The organism is Pandoraea fibrosis, from assembly GCF_000807775.2.
Classification (GTDB): Bacteria; Pseudomonadota; Gammaproteobacteria; order Burkholderiales; family Burkholderiaceae; genus Pandoraea; species Pandoraea fibrosis.
Genome location: NZ_CP047385.1, coordinates 2000656 through 2023457, shown reverse-complemented (window position 1 = coordinate 2023457; position 22802 = coordinate 2000656). Strand labels below are relative to the sequence as shown.

The following is a 22802-nucleotide window of genomic DNA, read 5'->3' as shown; positions in this document are numbered from 1 at the left end:
AGCGGCGCAGACTTCGCGGTGGGTTCAGCGGGCACCGCTGCCAGCCTGCCCTGAACTTATGGCATGCTATCGGGCAGCGGTACAGCCGACGCGGCCAACGCGGCCCCCGCCAGACGGTGCTCACGGCACAGTTCGCTCGCCATCGACACCGTACGGGGACGCGTTTCCCGCGCTCCAGCCCGAAGGCATCTCAAAATGACGGCCCACCGGCCTTGTTTTGAAATGTTTCCCTGCTACCGGATTCTCCCCGTGCGAACGGGTCCGGCCTGCGTCGCGGCAATGTACCCGCTCTCGCACTTACAGGGATAACAATATGAGTGGTTACGGTTTTCTTTTTAGTATCTTGTTGCTGGTTCTGGTGAGCGCGTTCTTCTCCGCCGCCGAAATCTCACTCACAGCCGCCAAACGCACCAAGTTGCAGGTGCTCATGGAAAAGGGCGATCTGCAGGCCGTCAAGGTGCTCGCGCTCAAGGAGCAGCCCGGCAATTTCTTCACCGTCGTCCAGATCGGCGTCAACGCGGTCGCCGTGCTTGGCGGGGTGCTCGGCGAGAGCTTCCTGACCAGCTATCTGTTCGGCTGGCTCTCGACCTTTACCGATCAGGCGCTCGCCCTGCGGCTCTCCGGCATCGGCTCGTTCCTGTTCATCACGATTGCCTTCATTCAGTTCGCCGATCTGATCCCCAAGCGTCTCGCGATGGTCAATCCCGAGCGCGTTGCCACAGCGATCATCGATCCGATGCTGTTGTGCCTGAAGATCCTGCGCCCGCTCGTCTACCTGTTCAACGGCGTGGCAAACATGTTCCTGCGCGTATTCAAGCTGCCCACGCATGCCATCGAGAACATTACGTCGGAAGACATCGCGGCGATGGTCGGCGCAGGGGCACAGGCGGGTGTGGTCCGCAAGCAGGAACTCCATCTGATCGAAAACGTGTTCGAGCTGGAGTCGCGCACGGTCGGCTCGGTCATGACGTTTCGCGACGACGTCGTGTACTTCACCATCGCCGAAGAGGAGCGCAGCATTCGCCAGAAGATGATTGAAAGCCCGCACTCGAAATATCTCGTGTGCCGCGACGAGATCGACAACGTACTCGGCTATGTCGACTCGAAGGATCTGCTCCAACGCATTGCCAGCGAAGATCTGTCGAGCGTGATTCGCAATCTGGACCGTCTCTACGCCAAGAAGCTGCTGGTCATCCCCGACACGCTGAATTTGTCCGAAGCGCTGGCCCGCTTCAAGGAAACTCGCGAAGGCTTTGCCGTCATCATCAACGAGTACGGCCTGGTCGTTGGCGTGGTAACGCTCAACGACATCGTAGGCGCACTGATGGGCGACGTCATTCACCCCGCCGACGAAGATCAGATCGTGCAGCGCGACGATCATTCGTGGCTCGTCGACGGTGTGACGTCGGTCGAAGACGTCAAAAAGGCGCTCGATATCGACGAACTTCCCGGCGAAGGCGAGTTTGAAACCATCGCGGGATTCATGATTTATCAGCTCAAGCGCATTCCGAAAAAATCGGAAGCGACCGAGGCCGCAGGCTACAAATTCGAAGTGGTCGACATCGATAACTACAAGATCGACCAGTTACTCGTCACGCGCATTGGCTCGCTGGCCGAGGCGGCTAGCGCAGCGTCGAATCCCGAGTCGTAGCCAGCACCTCCCGCAATCGGTCGGTCAACCCGCCATCGCGCTGCGTCGGGCGCGCGATGGCCGACGCAATCACTTGCCACGGCGCGTACAGCCATGCCTGACGACGCGCCCGCGTCACCCCCGTGTAGATCAGCTCGCGCGACAACACACGGCTCGACTGCTCCGGCAGCACCATCGCCACGCGGTCGAACTCCGATCCCTGAGATTTGTGAATGGTCATGGCGAACGCGGTTTCATGCGCCGGCAGGCTCGCCGGCGAATAGAGGCGATATCCGCCATCCGGCGTCGCAAATGCCACGCGCAGCGTGCCGGACGGACCGAGGGGCAACGCGATACCGATATCGCCGTTGAACAGATTCAGCGCGTACTCATTCTGTGTGACCAACACCGGACGCCCGGCAAACCACGCACCGCCGCCCGCGCCAAGCGCAACTCCGGCGCGACGCGCCAGCACTGCCGTGAGTTGCGCGCCGAGAAACTCGACGCCGCGCCGACCGCCCCGCGTTGCGCACAACACGCGGAATTGACCGAACGCCGCGAATACCGGTTGCGCGACCATGGCAATGTCGGCCGTGGTGGCCGCCGCCGGGTCGCCGAGCTGCCCAATCGTCGTCATCGCTTCGGCCAGCGCGTCGAGGTACGCCGAGTAGCCGTCGGCCAGCGCATTCAGATTGACCGGCGACAACTGTATGCCGCCATCTTCGCTGAGCATCACTCGGTCTGCACCGACTGTCTCATGGCCCGCTTCCCGCCCGCGTTTCGCCGTTGAACCGACGAAAGAAGCGTGCACATCGTGCGCGTTATCGAGGGGATCGGGAATCGTGAATTCCTTGCGGGCCTCGATGACCTTGCCTGCCTTGATGGCAGTGGCAAGTCGGCCAATCGCCGAATGCGCTCCAAAGCGATAGGTCCGCTCAAGCCACACCACGGCGTCTTCCAGCCCTTGCGACACTCGCGCGCTTCCTTTCACATTCCCTTGCGTATCCCCTGAGTTGCGGTTGACATTGACAGCCAGCGGCCCCGACTGAGGCGGAGTGTCCGCAGGCCAGCCAAGGGCGGACAACAAGCGCAAGCGCATGTCCGGTGAAAATACGCGTTGCGCACTCAACTCCCCGAACACGGCACCCGCTTCCACCGCAGCCAGTTGGTCCTTGTCGCCCAACAGGATCAGACGTGCGCCTTCGGGCACGGCTTCGAGTAACTGTGTGGCCATCGACAAATCGATCATCGATGCTTCGTCCACGACGATCAGATCGTAGGGCAGCGGGTTCCCCGCATGGTGACGAAAGCGGCGGCCAACCTGCTCCGCCGACTCGGGCAAAACGCCAAGCAGCCGGTGTAGCGTCACCGCCGCGTCGGGCAACGCCTGCCGTACCGTTTCCGGGAGGTCCTGCCGCGCCGTCAACGCCTCTTGCATGCGCTGCGCCGCCTTACCGGTGGGCGCAGCGAGCGCCACCCGAAGATTGGCATCGCGCTCGAGCAGACACGCGAGCAATCCCACGACAGTGGTGGTCTTGCCCGTGCCCGGGCCGCCGCTGAGCACGACCAGCGAGCGTTGCAACGCGAGCGCTGCGGCGGCCATCTGCCAGTTGGGTTCGGGCTGTCCGTCCGGCGAGACAAGCACGCCCTCGCCGAAGTAGCGTCGCAAACGCGCGCGGTCTTCGGACGTCACCGGCGTCTGGGCGCTCAACGACAACTTGCGTCCGAGTGCGGCCGCGAGACGCGCTTCATAGCCGTAGTAGCGGGCCAGATAGAGCCGGTCCCGATCGTCGAGCAGCAACGGAAAAGCGTCGGCTTGCGCGTCGCCCGTCAACGCGATCGCGAGACTGGCGGGAGCGCACAAGCCGCTGGCGAAAAGCGCATCGCGCCAAACGGATAGCGCAGGTGCGTCGCCGGGAAACAGTTCGCCACTGGCCTGCGTGTCGAGCAGATGCTCGAGCGGTACGCAAACGTGACCTTCGGCCGTGGCCAGACTCACGGCGAGCGACGCACGCCAGACATAGCGGCACGTCACGTCATCCGCGCCGTGCCCGCGGGCAAGCAACGCCATGCGGCGCGCGAACCCCTGCGCCAGCCGCGTCACGCCGCTGTCAGTCGGCGCGGCACCGGGGGACTCGTTCATCAGGCGACTATCGCTCATGCGCCCTCCCCGCCGGGCGACGCGTCGCCGCTGGGCGCGTCCAGCGACAGGGCTTGCGCCAGTGCCGCATTTTCGCCCGCCGCGAATAGCCGGTCGAGCGCGTCGACCATCTCGCGCGACGGCTTGTCGAAAAACACGCCCGGAACATCGTCACCGGCGAGATGCGCACTCGCCCAGTCGGGTCGAACGCCCCGGATAAAGAGATAGAGGCTGCCGCCCATATCTCGTTCGTAATCGTAGTTCGTCATACGTCGTTGCAAATAGCGGTGCAACGCCAGGGTGTAGAGCAGATATTGCAGGTGATAGCCGTGCTCGGCCATCGCTTCGCGCAGGCCATCTGCGCCGTAGTTCTCCGGCGCCGTGCCGAGGTAATTCGACTTCCAGTCGAGAATCCACCATTGGCCGCCATGCCGGAATACCAGATCGATGAAGCCTTTGAGGTAGCCACGCAGCACCGTGGCGTCGAGCGGCAAGTCCGGGTATCCGAACTGACGTAACAAGCCACGCAACGCATCGAGCGACACGGCATCGGCCGGATACGTGAACTCCATTTCGGTGAGCCGCTCCGTCAGGGCGACATCGGCCAACTGCATGCCGGGACGCAATGGCGTCGCGAGCGTGTCGGCCAGCATGTTCATCATCATGGCTCGCCAGGTATCGTTCTGCTCGGCTCCTCGCCCCGGCGGACGTTCCCGCAAGGCGCGCGAGACCGCGTGCGGCCACTGCGCGCGCGATTGGAAATCGGCAAGCTCGAACACACGGTGCAGACTCTCACCAGCGGCCGGCCCACGTGGGAAACGAAGAATATCGTCGAACGGTGGCCAGGTATCGTCGCTCTGCGGTGGCAACGCGAACGTCGGACCGGCATTCGCTTGCGCATCGTAGTCGGGACGCGTGCGCTCCGGCGCACTCAACTGCCCCCCGCCCAATTGTGGCCCCGCGTGCATCCCCGCCAGCAGCCCCGAAAAGCTGCCAATGCGCCAGACTTCGCGCAAAGCTCGTGTACTGGCTCGCGTGGTGATTTCAGGGGCGGCCTCGTGGGCAACGCGTGTTCCGGCATCGAGCGCGTCACCTGTCGGTAGCGGCACGACCGCCAACGGGCCACCAACGAGCGCGTTCCATGCCGCGCGAATCGTCGCGACCCGCTCATCGGTATCGACCGTCGACGTCGTCCACGCATCGAACGGTATGCCCTGCCCGGCGGCCAGCCAGTTCAACATGCCGCCGCACGCCTCTTTCACGCTCCGGCGCGATGTGTAAATCCCCGCCGCCAGATAGCATCGATAGACCGCACGCGTGAGTGCAACGTACAGCAACCGTGCCTGCTCCGCCGACTGCTCCTGGCGTAACGCCGCTGCCGCCGCGGAGCCCTTGGCAGCCGCATCGGTGAAATCGATCACTGCCGTGGGACCGTCATGGTATTCGAGACCCTCGAGGCTGCCGCCATCGCGCACGGCCCCATCCCACAGGAATGGGCAGAAGACCACACCGTACTCGAGCCCCTTCGACTTATGCACGGTCACGATCTGCACCAGATTCTGGTCCGACTCCAGACGCAACTGCGCTTCCTCGCCGCCACTGGCGTTGCGCTGCGACGCCAGCCAGCGCAGCAACGCAGGCATGCCCGGTTGCTCCGCCCAGCGCGATTGGGCAAGCTCCGCGAGATGCATGAAGTTCGTCAGACGCCGCTCGCCGCCCGACTGTGCCACCAGACGCGCCGCCAGCCCCAACTCGCGCATGAGCGTGCGCCACATGGCCGAGAAGCCGCGGTCGATCCACAATTGACGATAGCGCTGTAACCGCTCGATCCACGCAATCGCTTCCGCATCGGAAGCCTCGCTGGTCTGCATGCGATACAGGGCCGTGGCGTCGAGCCCGAACAATTCGGTGGCAAGCGCCGCCCGCAACGCGCGCACATCGCCGGGCGACTCCACCGCACGTAATACCCGCAACAGCGTTTCGGCTTCCTCGCTCGCAAACACCGAGTCTTGCGTGAGCTCCACACTCCCCACCGCATGTTCCGCGAGCATCGCTTTCATCAACGCGCCCTGCCGGTGCGTCTGCACGATCACTGCAATATCTGCCGGGGCAAGCGGCCGCTCCCCGACCCGCACCTCGCCGTGCGATGCGCCGGCCAGCAAGCGCGCCACCTCGGCAGCCGTGGCACGGGCGCAAGCCTGTTGTGCCTCGTCTTTCGACAGCGGTTCATCGTCGTCCGGCAACCACCAGACGGTAAAGTCGGCCACTTCGCGCACATCCGACAATGGCGGACGCCGCCGTGCCCCCGGACGCACCGGCGGATACTCAAGCCCTTCGAGCACGAACGCCCGGTCGTTGGCCCCAAACAGACGATTGCCCGCCTCGATGATGGCCGGCGTGGAACGTTGATTGACAGCGAGCGTGTACGCCGCGTCGGCGTTTTCGCGCGCCGCCAGATAGGTATGGAGATCCGCCGCCCGGAAACTGTAAATGGCCTGCTTCGGATCGCCGACCATGAACATCGGCCCCGGCGTCTCATCCGGTGCAGCGGCTTCGCGCGCACCATACACAGCGTTGAAGATGGCGAATTGCAGCGGGTCGGTATCCTGAAACTCGTCGATCAGTGCACAGGGATAACGCGTGCGCAAGGCATCGGCCAGATCGGGATGCTGAGTCAGGGCACGCGCGATATTGCCCAGCAGGTCGTCGAACGACACCACGCGCAACTCACGTTTTCGAAGCGCCAGTTGATCGGGGGCTTGTCCCAGCCACTCACGCAGAATCCGCAGCCACTGCATTGCGTAGCGCTCGTCGGCCTCGGCACGCGCGCGCACGAGAACGTCGGCCATGCCGAAGAACCGGTGGTCGGGCGGCGTCTCGCCCTTCTTGATGTCCTTGGCCAGACGCGTGGTCGTGAGCAACTCCGCTTTCGGACTGAGCAGCGCACCGGCGTCGCTCGCGCCCAGATACCGTTGCCACGCCGACACCGCTTGAGCAAGCGAGGTCTCGTGATAGATGTTCTTCTTGTACGACGGCAATGCCACGCGCATCAGATCGGCAATCGCCGAAGCTTCGGCTTCCCAGCATTCGGCCGCCGCCGCATACGTCGAGAGCAACGCCGAATCGGGTGAAGTCTGCGCGTGTGCTTCCACCGCCGGCGGCCAGCGCAGCGCCGACATCGGTTTCTTCAAACGACGCGCCAACTGGTCCGTGAGCGTGCCCGGCGAACGCTTGCGATCGACGAGCCACGCGGCGAAACCGTCGTCCTGCGCCGCCATCGGTTCGACGACGCGACGCCAGAATTCGACCGCAAGATCGTGACGCACACCGTTGTCATCCGGTACCAGTTCGTAAGCGAACGGCAAGCCGGCAGCAAACGGCACCTCTGCGAGCGCCCGTTGGCAGAATCCGTGGATCGTATGGATCGATGCCTGATCGAATGCACGCAACGCCGTTTGCAGACAGTCGCGAATGGCCTTCGGCGTCATCTCGCCACGCTCGATCAACCCCGCGATCATCACGTTGAACAGCGGGTCGTCGCTGGCGTCGGGATCGAAGTCGGGGAACGCGTCTTCTTCGTCTTGCGCTTCGCCGCTCGTTTCGTCATCCGCCTCGAAGACCGGCGCCATCGCGGCGACCAGCCCGGCCAGGCGCCCGCGAATGCGCTCGCGCAACTCGGCAGTCGCAGCATTGGTAAAGGTGACGACGAGAATCTGCTCAACCGTCAGTTGCTTCTCCAGCAGCAAGCGGACATACAGTGCGCAGATGTTCCAGGTCTTGCCGGTACCGGCCGACGCCTCGATGAGACAAACGCCATCGAGATCGCAACTGAAGACGTCGAGGTCGATGAGCCGGGTCATGCGCCCTCCACGATTTCAAGGTGTTGCACCACCGGACCCAATATCGTGTTGGCGAGCAGGTCGAACGGCGACGCGAGCGGGTCGTCAACGCCGCGCCAGATCAATCGGGTGTAAGGGTCGTCCGCGTCGCCACGCGCGAAGGCCGAACCATGCCACGCGCTCTCGGCTTCGCCGGGCTTGCCCGTACTCGCCAGCTTCCAGGCGCTGCGGGCGAAGAACGGCAGCGGCCGGGTCTGTCCCAGCCGGTACAACGCCACCCACTGCCCCAGCAGCGTTGCCGCGTCATCGACCGGACGCAAGGCAAACGTCTCGTCTTCGCCGTACCACAGCGTTCTGGGCGCCACCTCCAGCCCCGCATGTTCGGGCTGCTGCAGATGCGCACAAAGGGCGAGATGCGCCAGCCACGCCGCCAGCAGATCGCTCGGACGCATGCTGCCGTATCGATACATCACCAACCCGTAACGCGACACGGGCGCCAGACGCCCCTGCAACAGGCAGTCCGCCGTTAAGGTCGCGTCACCGTGCCAGATCGCCTCCGTCGACTCGCGCCATGACGGCGGCAATGCGGGTTTCAATGGCAGTGTGACCAGAAGCTCCTGTGTGCCCTCGGCTTGCGCCTCTCGCACCTGCGTTGCCAGCGCCCGCAAGCCGCCCAACTCCCTTCGCCGCCAGACGGCGCCGGTCGCCCCACCCGGTAACTCGTGGCTCACATTCGCAATGCGCTCGATGGCGTCGACTTGAGCGTGCCTGTCCCGTCCGTCACCGCGCAGGAGCCGTGGCAACAAGCGCGCCGCCAATGCATCGCGACCGGCCCAGTCGAGCACAAAAGGTTCGTCGTCCTCCACCTCTGTGAGCATGTCGCCAAGCGACAGCCCCAACCGGTCGCGCGCCCAGCCTCGCCCCGGATGACGCCAGAAGCGCAGCAGATCGTCGAGCGTCAGATGGGTTTGCACGACCGCAGGCAGCGGCTCGCGCACGAAGGGGGCGGCAGGCGTGTCTGGGGTGGGAGACGCCAGTTGGTCCGCCAACTGTTGGGCCGCCTCGCCATTGGACACGTCATAACTGAAGAGAGACGCATCGTGCCCGTCGAAATAGGCCGGAGAAAATGGCTGCAACGGATGCTGCACGACGAGACGTTCCCGTGCCTCGCGCTGTTCGTCGAGGCTGTGCCCTTGCGATACTGGCGCGAGCAACTGCCCGGTGAAGTCGAGCAGTTCGTCCACGGCCGTCGAGGGCGGCAACGGTGCGTTATCGCGCACGCTTCGCCCCGTGTAGGTCATCAGAAAACGATCTTGCGCGCTCAACATGAGATCGAGAAAGAGATTGCGCTCGTCGTCGCGACGCTGGCGATCCCCCCGCTGCGGCAGTGCACGCATCAGATCGAATTCGTCGGCACGCACACGCCCCGGCAATACACCGTCGTCCATCCCGATCATGCACACCACGCGGTACGGCAGCAGACGCAAACTCGGAATCGCCGCGAACGTCACCCGGCCCGACGGCACACCGCCGCGCGTCGGATCGTCGAGCGCACCGGCCAGCACGCGCGCCACCACCTCGACAGGGACTCGCACCTCGGGCGCGCCGTCGGCAATGGCCGAACCGATCTGCTCGATGGCCATGCGCACTTCCGCAACGTCGTCGGCGAAACGCGGTTCGTCCGAGAAAAACTGCTCCAGCATGGCCAGCAACTGATCGCGCCACGCGAGCCCGGTGCGTTCGGTCTGCAAGGTCACGGCGGTCGCATCGAGGTCGTCGACCAGTCGGGCGAGCTGTCCCAGCAATTCGGCGCGCCCACCTTCGATCCCCCCGACAGGAAGCCAGTCGTCCACGGGCATCGCCTCGTCGGGCAGTGCATAACCGAGGAACAACCGCATCATGGCGTCACCCAGGGTGTGCCGCTCCAGCGCGGGCGCTGCGGATGGGACGCCCGCGGCGCCTTCCGGCGACGTCCCCGCACGCGGGCCGTCGAGGCGTAGCAGCGCATCGCCACGCCAGCCACGACGGGCTCCTGCGGCGTGCAACCAGTTCTGAATGGCGTCGAGTACGTTACCCCCGAGGTCATAGCGCTGCGCGACGGCCTCCGTGCGCGCCAGTTCCACCAGACTCGACGCCGCAACACGCTGCTGCGGCAACGCCAGAATCGAGGCAAACGCGCGGGCCACGGGATTGGTCCGCGTGGGCGGCAGCCCCGTCACCAGATAGGGGATGCGGGGCGTTGCGGTACCGAACACGGCATCGATGAGCGGTGCTGCCCTGCCCAGATCCGGCACGGTAACCAGCACATCGTCGGGACGCAGATCGGGAATCTCGTCAAAGCAGGCGAGCAGTCTGTCGTGCAGCACTTCGATCTGACGCGCGAGGCTATGACAGACATGCACCTGCACCGAACCGTCGGCACCGACACCCTCGGGCAGACCGTAGCGGCCGTCGTCCAGCGTGAGAATGCCGTTTTGCAGGGCCGCGAGCAGCGTTGGCGCAGGATTGGGCTGAAACAGCGCCCGATCCTCCACCGCCTGTGGCGCCAGATCGGCATACAGAGCGTCGATATGCGACTGCGTCTGCCGCCCCCATTCGGCCAGCAAGGGATGCCCCACCTCCCGGTGCGCCGCCCCGTCGCGACGCGTCAGATACGACAGGCGCGACGGCGGCACGATGTCGAACCAGTAGCTCTCGCATGGATTCAGGACATACAGGTGGACATCGATCAGGCGAGACATCGCCTTGAGCAACGCCATCGACAGCGGCGGCATTGACGACAACGCGAACACCGAAACACGCGATGGCCATCCGGCGGGCACCGTCTCAGGCGTCAGTTGTTCGATCCGGTCGATAGCGCGCAAGGTCGGGTGACGCTCACGAATCTCCAGATGCGCCAGCACCTGCCGCCACAACGCGCTCTGCCACGCCTCGTCGTCACGCTGAACCTCGCCCCAGCCTGTCGCAGCGCCCGGGGCGATGACTTCGCCGGCTTGCCACCGTTCGAGCCAGTTCGGCCGGTAGGTCAGGTACTGGTCGTAAATGTGCGCCAGACGATCGGCCAGTTCGAAGCGCATGACGTCGTCCGCCCCGGCCAGATAGCCCGCGAGACGTGGTGACGTCTCCCCCCACGGCTGGGCCAGACATTGATACAGCGGCCAGACCAGGCGATCCGGGGCAAACGGCGAACTCTCCGGCACCGTGAGCAATTTGCCCGCCATGTCCCACAGCCATTGGGCGAGATAGGTCAGACGGACATTGGCGCACACGCCGAAGACATCGGCATAGTCCAGTTCGAGCCGGCGCCGCACCGCCACGCTTGGCACGACGATGGTTTCCGTCTCGAAGGGATTGCCGGCGTCACCGGCACCGCCGGGCGCCTGGGCAAGATCGCGCAGCAGCGCGGCTTCGAGCGTCGTGAACCGGTTGGAAAAGAATAGGTGGAGCATGCGGGCGTGGCGGCTGAGCGAGTCTGTTCGCAAGCATAACAAATGCCCCGTAGCAAAGCCGATCGGGCAGATCCGAAAACTTGCCCCTTCATGAGTACCGCCGGCGCTGCACCGTCGGGCAAGCACGTCCGCGTGCGGCATGTAACCGGCGGTATCCCCTCTTCGCGTCGCCCGGGCCTTCGGCTAGACTCTGTCTGCGCCGCGCCCTACCCCATCGCGCGGCCGGCTTTGCTGCGGACCACTCGCACCCGACGCATGGACTATCAGACCGATATCAAAAAGTTTCTCTATAGCCATTACTTTTTCAGCGGCACCCGTCAAGCAGTGGGCGTCGTGTTGCCCGCCCTCGTGCTCTTCTGGGGGATGGACCAGCACCTGCTCGGCATCGAAGTCGCCTCGGGCGCCCTGTGCGCGAGCGTAGTCGATATCAACGGGCCGCTGCGCCACAAGCACACGGAGCTGCTCAGTTGCACGCTGCTCGGCGCGCTTACCGTCCTGATCACCGGCATGGCCACGGCTGCGCAGCCGTGGCAGCTCTGGATCACGTCGCTGATTCTGACTTTCGGCCTGTCGATGCTCGTGGTCTACGGCTATCGCGCGTCGCTGGTGAGCTTCGCCTGTCTGATGATGATGGTGCTCAACGTCGAAGCCGATCTCACGCGTCATCAGGCCGTGCTCGATGCGGGGGCGGTCCTCGCGGGCGGTCTCTGGTACACCTATTTCAGCCTCATCGTCTGTCGCGTCTGGTGGTTTCGCATCGAACAGCAGACGCTCGCGGAATGCTTCTTTGTCACCGCGCAGTATCTCGAGGCGAAGGCGGCGTTCTACGACACGTCGACCGATATCGACGATTGCTACCGGCGACTGATCGCCGCGCAGGTCAACGTCGTGGAAAAGCAACAGGCGGCGCGCGAAATCATTCTGCGCAATCTGCCACGCCTGCGTACCGGCACGCTCGAACCGCGTCGCACGATGCTGTTCAATCTCTTCATCAACATTGTCGATCTGCATGAGGTAGTGGTGTCGGTCCACACCGACTATCCGATGCTGCGCCGTGAGTTCGCCAACAACGACGTGCTCCTGTTCTTCCGCGACATGATCCGCAAGATCGCGAACGAAGTCGATGCCATCGGATACGCCATCGCAACCAACGAACCGTCACGCGCCCAGCGCAGTTGGCGCGCGGAGTTCCGCGCCATCGAGTATGAAATCGAGCTGATGCGCAAGCAGGCGCTTCCCGATCGAGCACCCGAGGCGTATCAGGCCCTCACCAGCACTTTCCGCCGCGTGTGGAGCAGCACCCGGATCGTGGAGCGCATGCACCGCAACACGAATCTCGCGACCGCGGGCACCGCCACCGAGATGCAGATCGATCAGGCACTCCAGCGCTTCACGTCGCGGCAGAGCTTTTCTCCGAAATTACTCTGGAAGAATCTGACTTTCTCCTCGCCGAGTTTTCGCCACGCGTTGCGTGTGACCATCGCCATTACGGCCGGGCTCATCATCTGCGAGAACTGGTCGCTGCTTGCCGGGCAGGCACACAGCTATTGGGTATTGCTCACGATCATCGTGATTCTGAAGCCCGGCTTCAGTCTGACCAAGCAGAAAAATGCCCAGCGTCTGACCGGCACCCTGCTGGGTTGCGTCAGCGTGCTGGTCATTCTGTCGTTCGTGCACAAGCCCTGGATACTGCTCGCCCTCATGTTCTTCTGCATGGTCATGGGCAACAGTCTGTCGTTGTTCAATTACGGCCTGTCGGTCGTGTTCATGTCGTCGTATGTGCTGCTGTTGTTCCACTTCCTGCTGCCCGGGTCGTTGTCCGTGATCGGCGAGCGCGCCATCGACACGCTCATCGGGTCGGCCGTGGCGCTGGTGTGCTCGTATCTGTTCCCGTACTGGGAATACCGGCTGATGGGGCCGCTCATCCGGCAGGCGGTGCAGTCCACGCGCGCCTATCTCGAGTCGAGTGCCGGGCGTGAAGGCAAACGAGACGACTTCGCCTATCGCATGGCGCGCAAGGACATGCACATCGCGTTCGGGAATTTCGGCGCAGCGTTCAAGCGCATGATGCTGGAGCCGAAATCGAAGCAGGTCTGCGTGGGCGAACTCAACGATCTACTGGTGCAAAACCATGTAATGGCGTCATACATCACCGGCATGGCCGATGTGTTGCCGCGGCAGATTGCGGCCGACAAGAGTGGCGAGCTGGCACAGGTGGTCTCCGCAATCAGCGACCTGCTCTCGCAGGCAGTCGCCGCGCCCGCCGCGTCGGTGCCGACCGATGCCCAGGCGGCGAGCGAGGCGATGCGCGATTACACGCGGCGTCTGGATGCGCTGGTGGTCGCGCAGGAGCAGCAAGCCGATGCGTCCGAGACTCACGTTCAGGAAATCAGGCAGGTGGTGCATCAACTCAAACAGATGCTTCGGGCGGGCGAGTTGATTTTGCGGGACATGCGGGGGATTCGACTGCCGGCGTGACGCGCGAGGCATCCGGCCGGCAGCCCTTTCTCGAGAGAGGGGTATCACGCGATATCAGGTAATCCCCGTGCGCGTGGCGTAGTGATAGAGATCGACGTCACGGTCCAGCCCGAGCTTGCGCATCGCGTTGGTCTTCTGCGAACTGACCGTCTTCACACTACGGCTGAGCTGGAACGCGATTTCGCTGATCGTGAGCCCCGAGACGAACAACCGCACGACCTCCACTTCGCGCCCCGAGAGCTTCGACGCGTCGATCTCGGCGTCGTCGACCACCGAGTCGTGCAGACGGGTCGCCAGCCCCGCCGGAATGTAACGGCTACCGTCGGCCACCACACAGACGATGTCGGCAATCGAACTCTGCTCGTCGAGCTTCGAGAGAATCGAATGCACGCCGAGCTTGAGCATGCCGCGAAGAATCGCCAGATTCTCAAGCATCGTCACTACGATGATCTTGATGTTGGGAAAGTACCGGCGCACATAGCCGATAAGAAAAAGCCCGTCCTTGAAATTCCCACCTGGCATCGAAAAGTCCGTCACCAGAATGTCGCAAGGCGACTTTGCCAGCAAGTTCACGAGTTCCGAAGAATTGGCCGCTTCGCCGACCAGATGGATCATTTCCCGCTCTTCGAGCAGACGTCGTATTCCATAACGCACAATCGGATGGTCGTCCGCGACCACAACATTGATCGTCATCGTTCCCCCCTCTCTTTTTCGTCATCTGACAGCACCGTCACCGCCGCAAGGTGCGCACGGTGCTTCGTGCCTGTCATCGCATCGAAGCGCGTTCATTCTGGCAAAAAGGATTCATGCCGACCGGGTGGGAAACATCACATAGTCGATTCGGACGGGCACGCTTGCCACGCGGCGTGGTCAACGCGCGAGACGCCCGCATGCTGCCTGATAGAGCGGGCACTGCCGCGAAACGGCTTGACGGGACTCGTTCAGAGGTGAAATTGCTTAGCCGCGCGAAAGCGCCGTTCGTGCTACTCGCGTTACCGGCATTCGGAGGATTCGCGGCGAGGGTTTCCGACAGTCCGAATGTGAAGTTCGGAATTACCTTAAACACCGAGATCGAATTTGGTGATCCGCGCGTTGTGAGCTTCGGAAAATGCGTAGTCGGACAACGAGAGACGCGCAGGCGCGACCGATCGAATCCGCATTCGATCGGCCAGCGGCGAGGCCATCCGACGGGGTGCGCTACTCCTGCGTGCCGCCGCTCTGGGCCGGGCTGACGGCGCCGGAAGCTGTCGTGGCTTGCGTTGCACCGCGGCTTGCACCCTCGGATGGCAAGCCATGCCAGCCGCCGCCGAGTGCCGTCACGAGCAGAACGTTCGCCGTGAACTGACGGCCGAGGATCGTCAGCGCCGTACGCTCTGTGGTGTACGCGGTCGCCTGCGCCGTCAACACGTTCTGAAAGCCGACCGTGCCCGCCTTGTACTGATTGAGGATCAGTTGCAGCGCTTCGCGCGAGGACTGTACGGCCTGATTCTGCACGACGGACTCGCGTCCCAGATAGTTCAGCGCGGCGAGATTGTCTTCCACCGCCTGGAACGCCGACAGGACGGTCTGACGATAGGTCGCGACCTGTGCGTCGTAGGCCGCGATGGCGGCATCGGTCTGCGCGCGGCGCAAGCCGCCGTCGAAGAGTGTGGCTGCCAGCGCGGGGCCAACCGACCAGAAGCGGCTCGGCAACGTCAGCCAGTTGGCGAAGCTACCGCTCTGAAAGCCGCCCGTGGCCGCGAGTGAAAGCGTCGGGAAGAAGGCCGCCTTGGCCACACCGATCTTCGCGTTGGCCGCCGCCACCGAACGCTCGGCCGACGCAATGTCCGGCCGGCGCTCCAGCAATGTCGACGGCAAGCTCACCGGCACCGGCGGCAACGCGGCGCGCAACGGGGCCGCCGTCAGCGTAAAGGCGGCCGGCGCTTTCCCCACGAGTAGCGCTATCGCGTGTTCGAGTTGTGCACGCGTGACCTCGATGTCGATGGCGGACGCCTGCGCCGATTGCAACTGCGTTTGCGCCTGAATCACGTCCGAGCGCTGCGCCACGCCTACAGCGTATTGGTTCTGCGTCAGTTTGAGCGTCTGCTCGTACGCTGCAACCGTGCGCTCCAGCAGCGCTCGCTGTGCGTCCGTCACGCGCAGGTCGAAATAATTCTGCGCGAGCAGCGCCTGCGCCGACAGACGCGCATTGGCCAGATCGGCTGCACTCGCGTCGGCACTGGCGTTGCCCGCCTCGACCGAACGCCGCACGCTGCCCCAGATGTCCGGCTCCCAACTTGCCGTGCCCGACAGGCTGTAGCTATTCGAAATGCCGCCTACCCCCGATCCGCTCACGGCGGTGCTGCTCACACGCGAACTGGCGCGCGTGAGCCCCGCGTCGGCGCCAATCGTCGGGAAGAAGGCGGAACGCGCCTGCGAGGCCACAGCCAGCGCTTGCCGGTAGTTCGCTTCGGCCACCTTGATGTTCTGATTGTTGACGTCGACCTGCGCCATCAGCTCGGAGAGCACCGGGTCCTGATAAATCGCCCACCATTCGCCCTTGGACTCGGCGTCGCTGGGCTCGGCGAGCTTCCAGTCGCCCGTTTCCTTGAATGCCGCCGGCGTGTCGATGTCCGGACGTACATAGTCCGGCCCCACGGCACAGCCGGCGAGCCACAACACGGCGCTCGCCGCAAGGAATGTGGCCGTGCGGCGCATGCGCGCAGATCCCGACAGGCCACGCCCTCGCCCCGCTGCCGCGGCGGTTCCCGCGTGAGAACGAACGGTGAACATTTGACGATTCTGAGGTCGGGACATGGCAGACATCGGCCCATCGGCCGGGACAAAAGTTTCGGAAAACGCACGGGGAAGCGCACATGAAAGCACGCGGCGCAAGCGGGGCAGGCAACGAATGGCATCAGCCATGTCCCACCTCCCCAATGTCGCGCTGATCGCCCTGGTCGCCCCGGCCGCGCGCGCGCCATCGCGCCCAGCGCGAGCGCACACGGTCGAGATACAAATACACCACAGGCGTCGTATAAAGCGTGAGCACCTGACTGACCAGCAAGCCACCCACGATGGAGATCCCCAGCGGCTGACGCAGCTCCGCGCCGTCGCCGGTGCCCAGCGCCAGCGGAATCGCCCCCAGCATGGCCGCCATCGTCGTCATCATGATCGGACGGAAGCGCAACACGCACGCGTGATAGATCGCCTCGCGCGGCGGCATGTTCTGACGCCGCTGCGCATCGAGTGCGAAGTCGATCATCATGATCGCGTTCTTCTTCACGATACCGATCAGCAGAATCACGCCGATCAGCGCGATGATGCTGAACTCGGTATTGAACAGCAGCAGGGCCAGCAACGCTCCCACACCCGCTGAGGGCAACGTCGACAGAATGGTGAGCGGATGGATGTAGCTCTCGTAGAGCACGCCCAGCACGATATACACCGTGAGCAGTGCCGTCAGAATCAGAATGGGTTGCGACGACAGTGCCGACTGGAAGGCCTGTGCCGTGCCCTGGAAGCTGCCTTGTACGGACGTGGGCATGCCGAGCCGGCCCACGGCGTCGTTGATCGACGCCTGCGCCTCGGACAGCGAGACACCCGGCGGCAGATTGAACGAGATCGTGCTCGCCGCGAATTGCCCCTGGTGCGAGACACCCAGCGCCGTGTTCGTCGGACGGTAACGCGCGAACGCCGAGAGTGGCACCTGCGCCCCGGCCGACGTCACGACATAGATGTCCTTGAGCGACTCGGGACTTTGCCACCACTGCGGCGCCACCTCCATCACGACCTTGTACTGATTGAGCGGGTTGTAGATGGTGGAGACCTGACGCTGCCCGAACGCATCGTTGAGCACGTTGTCGATCTGGCTCATCGTGAGCCCCAGCCGCGAGGCCTGATCGCGGTCGACGTCGAGCGTCGTCTGCAGTCCCTTGTCCTGCTGGTCGGTATTCACGTCCACGAGATTCGGCAGCCGCGAGATGGCGTTGCGTACCTTGGGTTCCCACTCGCGCAACTGCTGAAGATCGTCTGCCTGCAACGTGTACTGATACTGCGCGTTACTGGAGCGCCCGCCCACGCGAATATCCTGCACCGATTGCAGGTAGAGCATCGCCCCCGGCTCCTTGGCCAGCTTGCCACGCAAGCGCGCAATGACCTGATCGGCCGAAACCTTGCGCTCGCCCAGCGGCTTGAGCGTGACGAACATCGAGCCGCCGTTGCGATTCGAACCGCCGGTAAAGCCCGTGACGGTCGAGACATCCGGGTCGGCCTGCACGATCTTGATGAAGTCGGCCAGCTTCTTCTCCATCGCCTGAAACGAGATTGCCTGATCGGCCTGAATGAAGCCAATCATCCGCCCCGTGTCCTGCTGCGGGAAAAAGCCCTTCGGCACCACGGTGTAGAGCCAGACGTTCAGGCAGATCGTCGCCAGCAGGATCAGCAACATCAGCGGCCCGTGACGCAACGCCCATGACAACGAGCGTTCGTACTCGCGCAGCATGGCGTCGAAGCCGCGCTCGGTCCAGTTGCCCATGCGTGTCCAGATGGACGGCCGCGGCGGCGGTTCCGGCGCGAGAGGCGCCGTGCCGGGCGGCACGCCCGGCGCCGGCTTGCCCTTGAGCAGGCGCGCGCACATCATTGGCGTGGTCGTCAGCGAAACGACCAGCGAGACGATGATGGCGGCCGAGAGCGTGACTGCGAATTCACGGAACAAACGCCCCACGATGCCGCCCATCAGCAGCAACGGAATGAACACCGCCACCAGCGAAATACTCATCGAGAGCACGGTGAAACCCACTTCGCGCGTGCCCTTGAGCGCCGCCGCGAACGGACTCAGTCCCTCTTCGATATGGCGCGAGATGTTCTCCAGCACCACGATGGCGTCGTCCACCACGAACCCCGTCGCGATCGTGAGCGACATAAGCGACAGGTTATCGAGACTGAAACCGCACAGATACATCACCCCGAACGTACCGATCAGCGAGACCGGCACGGCCACGCTCGGAATCAGCGTGGCACGCCAGTTACGCAGGAAGAGGAACACCACCATGATCACGAGCGCAATCGAGATCAGCAGCGTGCGCTCGACTTCCCTGAGCGACGCGCGAATCGTCGGCGTGCGGTCCATCACCACGTCGAGATTGATCGCGCTCGGAATCGACGCCCGCAGATTCGGCAGGATCCTGTTGATGCCATCGACCGTCTCGATGATGTTCGCGCCCGGCTGGGTCGTGATGATGAGCAGCACCGACGGCTTGCCGTTGGCCGACCCCGCATTGCGCACGTCCTGCACCGAATCGACCACGTCGGCGATGTCGGCCAGACGTACCGGCCGGCCGTCCTGATACGTGACGATGACCGGCAGGTATTCCTTCGCTGTCTTCGCCTGATCGTTGGCCAGAATCTGCCAGCGCCGGTCGCCGTCTTCGAGCGCCCCCTTCGGGCGATTCGCGTTGACCGCCTGAATCGCCGTGCGCACCGTTTCCAGCGGAATCTGATATTTGTTGAGCGCCGTCGGGTTGAGCTCGACGCGCACCGCCGGCAACGAACTGCCCCCCACCGTCACATCGCCCACGCCTTCGAGCTGCGAGATTTTCTGCGCAAGAATGGTCGACGCCGCGTCGTACATCTGCCCACGCGTCATGCTCTCCGAGGTCAGCGCAATGATCATCACCGGCGCGCTTGCCGGGTTCACCTTGCGGTAGGTCGGATTGCTCGGCAGTCCCGACGGCAGCAGACTGCGCGCCGCGTTGATGGCCGCCTGTACATCGCGGGCGGCCCCGTTGATGTCACGCGAGAGATCGAATTGCAGCGTGATGCGGGTCGAGCCCAACGAGCTGTTCGACGTCATTTCCGTCACGCCGGCGATCCGGCCGAGCGAGCGTTCGAGCGGCGTGGCCACACTCGCGGCCATCGTCTCGGGGCTGGCGCCCGGCAGCGACGCCGAGACGGAAATCGTCGGGAAGTCGACCTGCGGAAGCGGCGAGATCGGCAGCAACCCGAACGCGACGATGCCTGCCAGCGTCACCCCGATGGTGAGCAGAACGGTCGCGACCGAGCGCCGGATGAAGACGGCCGACAGGTTCATCGCGTCGGGCCGTCCGTCGTGGCCGGGCCAGTGCTGCCGCCCGGCTTGCCGTGATCGCCATCGTCGCCGTGCTCGTGATCGTCCGACGTGCCGAAGCGCCGCTCACGCCAGGCGCGCGCGCGCGCGGCCCAACGGTCGAACCACAGGTAGATCACCGGCGTGGTGAAGAGCGTGAGCACCTGACTGACCATCAGCCCGCCCACCATCGTGATCCCCAGCGGCTGACGCAACTCCGAGCCCACGCCCGACCCCAGCATCAACGGCAGCGCACCCAGCACGGCCGCCATCGTCGTCATCAGAATCGGACGGAAACGCAGCAGACACGCCTGATAGATCGCCTCGCGCGGCGCCATGCCGTGCTCGCGCTCCGCCTCGAGCGCGAAGTCGATCATCATGATGGCGTTCTTCTTCACGATACCGATCAGCAGGATGATGCCGATGATTGCAATGATGCTGATGTCGTTGCCCGAGACCATGAGCGCCAGCAGCGCGCCCACACCGGCCGACGGCAGCGTCGACAGAATCGTGATCGGGTGGATATAGCTCTCGTACAGCACGCCGAGCACGATATACATCGTCACGACCGCCGCGAGAATCAGCCACAGCGTATTCGAGAGCGATGCCTGGAACGCTTGCGCCGCCCCCTGGAACGTCGTTTGCGTGCTCACAGGCAGATCGATGGACGCTTCCGCAGCCGTAATCGCCTTCACGGCATCACCCAGCGACGCGCCCTTGGCGAGGTTGAACGAAATCGTCGCAGACGGGAACTGCGCCTGATGGTTGATCGCCAGCGGTGTAGGCTTTTCCACGATCTTGGCAAACGACGTGAGCGGCACCTGCACGCCCGAGGACGACGCGACGTAAATCCCCTTGAGCGCATCGGGCCCGCGCTGGAAGTCGTCTGCGACTTCGAGCACCACGCGGTATTGCGACGCCTGCGTGTAAATCGTCGAAATCAGCCGTTGGCCGAACGCGCTGTAAAGCGTCTGGTCGACGGCAGACGGCGTGACGCCCAGACGGCTCGCCGTATCGCGATCGATCTCCACATACGCCTGCAATCCGTTGACTTGCAGATCGCTCGTGACGTCGGCCAGTTCCGGCACGTGCTGCAACTTGTCGACGAGCTTGGGCACCCAGATGCCGAGCGTATCCAGACTCGGATCTTGCAGCGTGAACTGATACTGTGTGCGGCTGATGCGGTCCTCGATGGTCAGATCCTGCACCGGCTGCATGTAGAGCGTGATGCCCGGCACCTTCGCAGCTTCGGGCTGAATGCGGCGGATGACCTCCGAGGCGTCGAGCCCGCGCACGCCCTTCTCCTTCAGGTTGATGAGCAGACGCCCGCTGTTGAGCGTGGCATTCACCCCGTCCACGCCGATGAACGACGACACCGACTCGACGGCCGGATCTTCCAGCACCTTGGCCACCAGCGCGAGTTGCCGCTCGCCCATGGCGGCGAACGAGATCGACTGCGGCGCCTCGGAGATGCCCTGAATCACCCCCGTGTCCTGCACCGGGAAGAAGCCCTTGGGCACCCACAGATACAGCAGCACCGTGAGCACGAGCGTACCGAGGGCCACGAGCAGCGTTGCCGGCTGGCGGTCGAGCACCCACGTGAGCCATTCGCCGTACTTCGCGATGATGCGATCGAAGATCTCGCCGGTCTTGCGATAGAACTTGCCCTGCTTTTCTTCCGGCACATGACGCAGCAGCTTCGCGCACATCATGGGCGTGAGCGTGAGCGACACCACGGCCGAGATGAGAATCGACACCGCCAGCGTGATCGCAAATTCTCGGAACAGGCGGCCGACCACGTCCCCCATGAACAGCAGCGGAATCAGCACGGCGATCAGCGAGAAGGTGAGCGAAATGATGGTGAAGCCGATCTGCTCTGCGCCCTTGAGCGCCGCCTGCAAAGGCTTTTCGCCCTGCTCCATGTAACGCGCAATGTTCTCGATCATCACGATGGCATCGTCGACCACGAAGCCGGTCGCGATGGTGAGCGCCATGAGCGTCAGATTGTTGATCGAGAAGCCCGCCAGATACATCACGCCGAACGTGCCGACCAGCGACAGCGGCACGGCCACGCTCGGAATGATGGTCGCCGAGACGTTGCGCAGAAAGAGGAAGATCACCATCACCACGAGAGCGACGGCGAGAATGAGTTCGAACTGCACGTCGGAGACCGAGGCGCGGATCGTCGTCGTGCGGTCGGTGAGCAACTTGACGTCGATACTGCCCGGCAACGCCGCCTGCAACTGGGGCAGCAGCGCCTTGACCTTGTTGACCGTCTCGATCACGTTCGCGCCCGGCTGGCGCTGCACGTTCAGCACGATGGCCGGTGTGGTGTCGGCCCAGGCGGCGAGCTTGGTGTTCTCTGCGCCGTCGATGACGTCGGCAATGTCGGACAGACGAATCGGGCCGCCATTCTTATAGGCAATCACGAGATTGCGATACTCATCGGCCGAGGCAAGCTGATCGTTGGCGTCGATGGTCGAGGCGCGCAGCGGGCCGTCGAAACTCCCCTTCGCCTGATTGACGTTGGCCGCCGCGATGGAGGTGCGAACGTCTTCGATGTTCAGCCCATACGATGTAATCGCGTGCGGATTGACCTGAATGCGCACGGCCGGACGCTGGCCACCCGAAATGCTCACCAGACCGATGCCCGGCAATTGCGAGATCTTCTGCGCGACACGCGTGTCGACCAGATCTTCCAGCTTGGGCAGCGGCATGGTCTTCGACATGATCGCCAGCGTCAGGATCGGCGTGTCGGCCGGATTGACCTTGCTGTAGATCGGCGGCATCGGCAGATCGCTCGGCAGCAGGTTGCTGGCGCTGTTGATCGCGGCCTGCACTTCCTGTTCGGCGACATCCAGCCCGAGGTCCAGCGAGAACTGCAACGTGATCACCGACGCGCCGCCCGAGCTGGTCGAGGACATCTGGTTCAGGCCCGGCATCTGGCCGAACTGACGCTCCAGCGGGGCCGTGACCGACGAGGTCATCACGTCCGGACTCGCCCCCGGATAGAGCGTGACCACCTGAATGGTCGGATAGTCGACTTCCGGCAGCGCCGAGAGCGGCAGCAACCGGTAGGCGACAAAACCGGCAAGCAGGATCGCCAGCATCAGCAACGATGTGGCGACCGGTCGAAGAATAAACGGGCGGGACGGATTCATTGGCTACGTCGAAGGGCGTC

At 63.9% G+C, this 22802-nt stretch carries 9 protein-coding genes; 2 read left to right on the top strand and 7 right to left on the bottom strand.

What is annotated here, in order from left to right; translation table 11 throughout:
* Window positions 1-313: 313 nt before the first annotated feature.
* Complete coding sequence (locus tag PI93_RS09075; protein WP_039367530.1) at window positions 314-1651, top strand: hemolysin family protein; 1338 nt, start codon at window positions 314-316, stop codon at window positions 1649-1651.
* On the opposite strand, the gene recD is transcribed toward PI93_RS09075, so the two are convergent.
* Genes recD through recC form a run of 3 tightly spaced genes read right to left on the bottom strand, consistent with a single transcriptional unit; the run spans window position 1623 to window position 11058 of the window.
* On the bottom strand, window positions 1623-3791 hold the full coding sequence (recD, locus tag PI93_RS09070) for an exodeoxyribonuclease V subunit alpha (RefSeq protein ID WP_039367528.1): 2169 nt from the start codon (window positions 3789-3791) through the stop codon (window positions 1623-1625). The two genes, PI93_RS09075 and recD, sit on opposite strands and share 29 nt — an antisense overlap.
* Entirely contained in the window at window positions 3788-7630 is a 3843-nt protein-coding gene (gene recB / locus PI93_RS09065) for an exodeoxyribonuclease V subunit beta (protein ID WP_080759073.1), read from the bottom strand. The genes recD and recB overlap by 4 nt, the downstream gene beginning before the upstream one ends.
* A complete protein-coding gene (gene recC, locus PI93_RS09060) occupies window positions 7627-11058 on the bottom strand; it encodes an exodeoxyribonuclease V subunit gamma (protein WP_039367525.1) in 3432 nt (1143 codons plus the stop codon). The genes recB and recC overlap by 4 nt, the downstream gene beginning before the upstream one ends.
* Before the next feature lie 255 nt (window positions 11059-11313).
* Here recC and PI93_RS09055 point away from each other — a divergent pair, with 255 nt between their 5' ends.
* Window positions 11314-13536 (top strand): FUSC family protein, encoded by a 2223-nt coding sequence (locus tag PI93_RS09055; RefSeq protein ID WP_039367522.1) that lies wholly within the window; start codon window positions 11314-11316, stop codon window positions 13534-13536.
* A gap of 54 nt (window positions 13537-13590) precedes the next feature.
* On the opposite strand, the gene PI93_RS09050 is transcribed toward PI93_RS09055, so the two are convergent.
* The 4 genes from PI93_RS09050 to PI93_RS09035 form a co-directional block, all read right to left on the bottom strand.
* The gene (locus PI93_RS09050; RefSeq protein WP_039367519.1) at window positions 13591-14229 is read right to left on the bottom strand and encodes a response regulator; all 639 of its coding nucleotides are present in this window, start codon (window positions 14227-14229) and stop codon (window positions 13591-13593) included.
* A 504-nt stretch (window positions 14230-14733) separates the two neighbouring features.
* Complete coding sequence (locus PI93_RS09045; RefSeq protein ID WP_052240480.1) at window positions 14734-16233, bottom strand: efflux transporter outer membrane subunit; 1500 nt, start codon at window positions 16231-16233, stop codon at window positions 14734-14736.
* Between the two features lie 199 nt (window positions 16234-16432).
* On the bottom strand, window positions 16433-19606 hold the full coding sequence (locus PI93_RS09040; protein WP_039367516.1) for a multidrug efflux RND transporter permease subunit: 3174 nt from the start codon (window positions 19604-19606) through the stop codon (window positions 16433-16435).
* A complete protein-coding gene (locus PI93_RS09035) occupies window positions 19603-22782 on the bottom strand; it encodes an MdtB/MuxB family multidrug efflux RND transporter permease subunit (protein WP_039367513.1) in 3180 nt (1059 codons plus the stop codon). The genes PI93_RS09040 and PI93_RS09035 overlap by 4 nt, the downstream gene beginning before the upstream one ends.
* Between the last annotated feature and the right edge of the window lie 20 nt (window positions 22783-22802).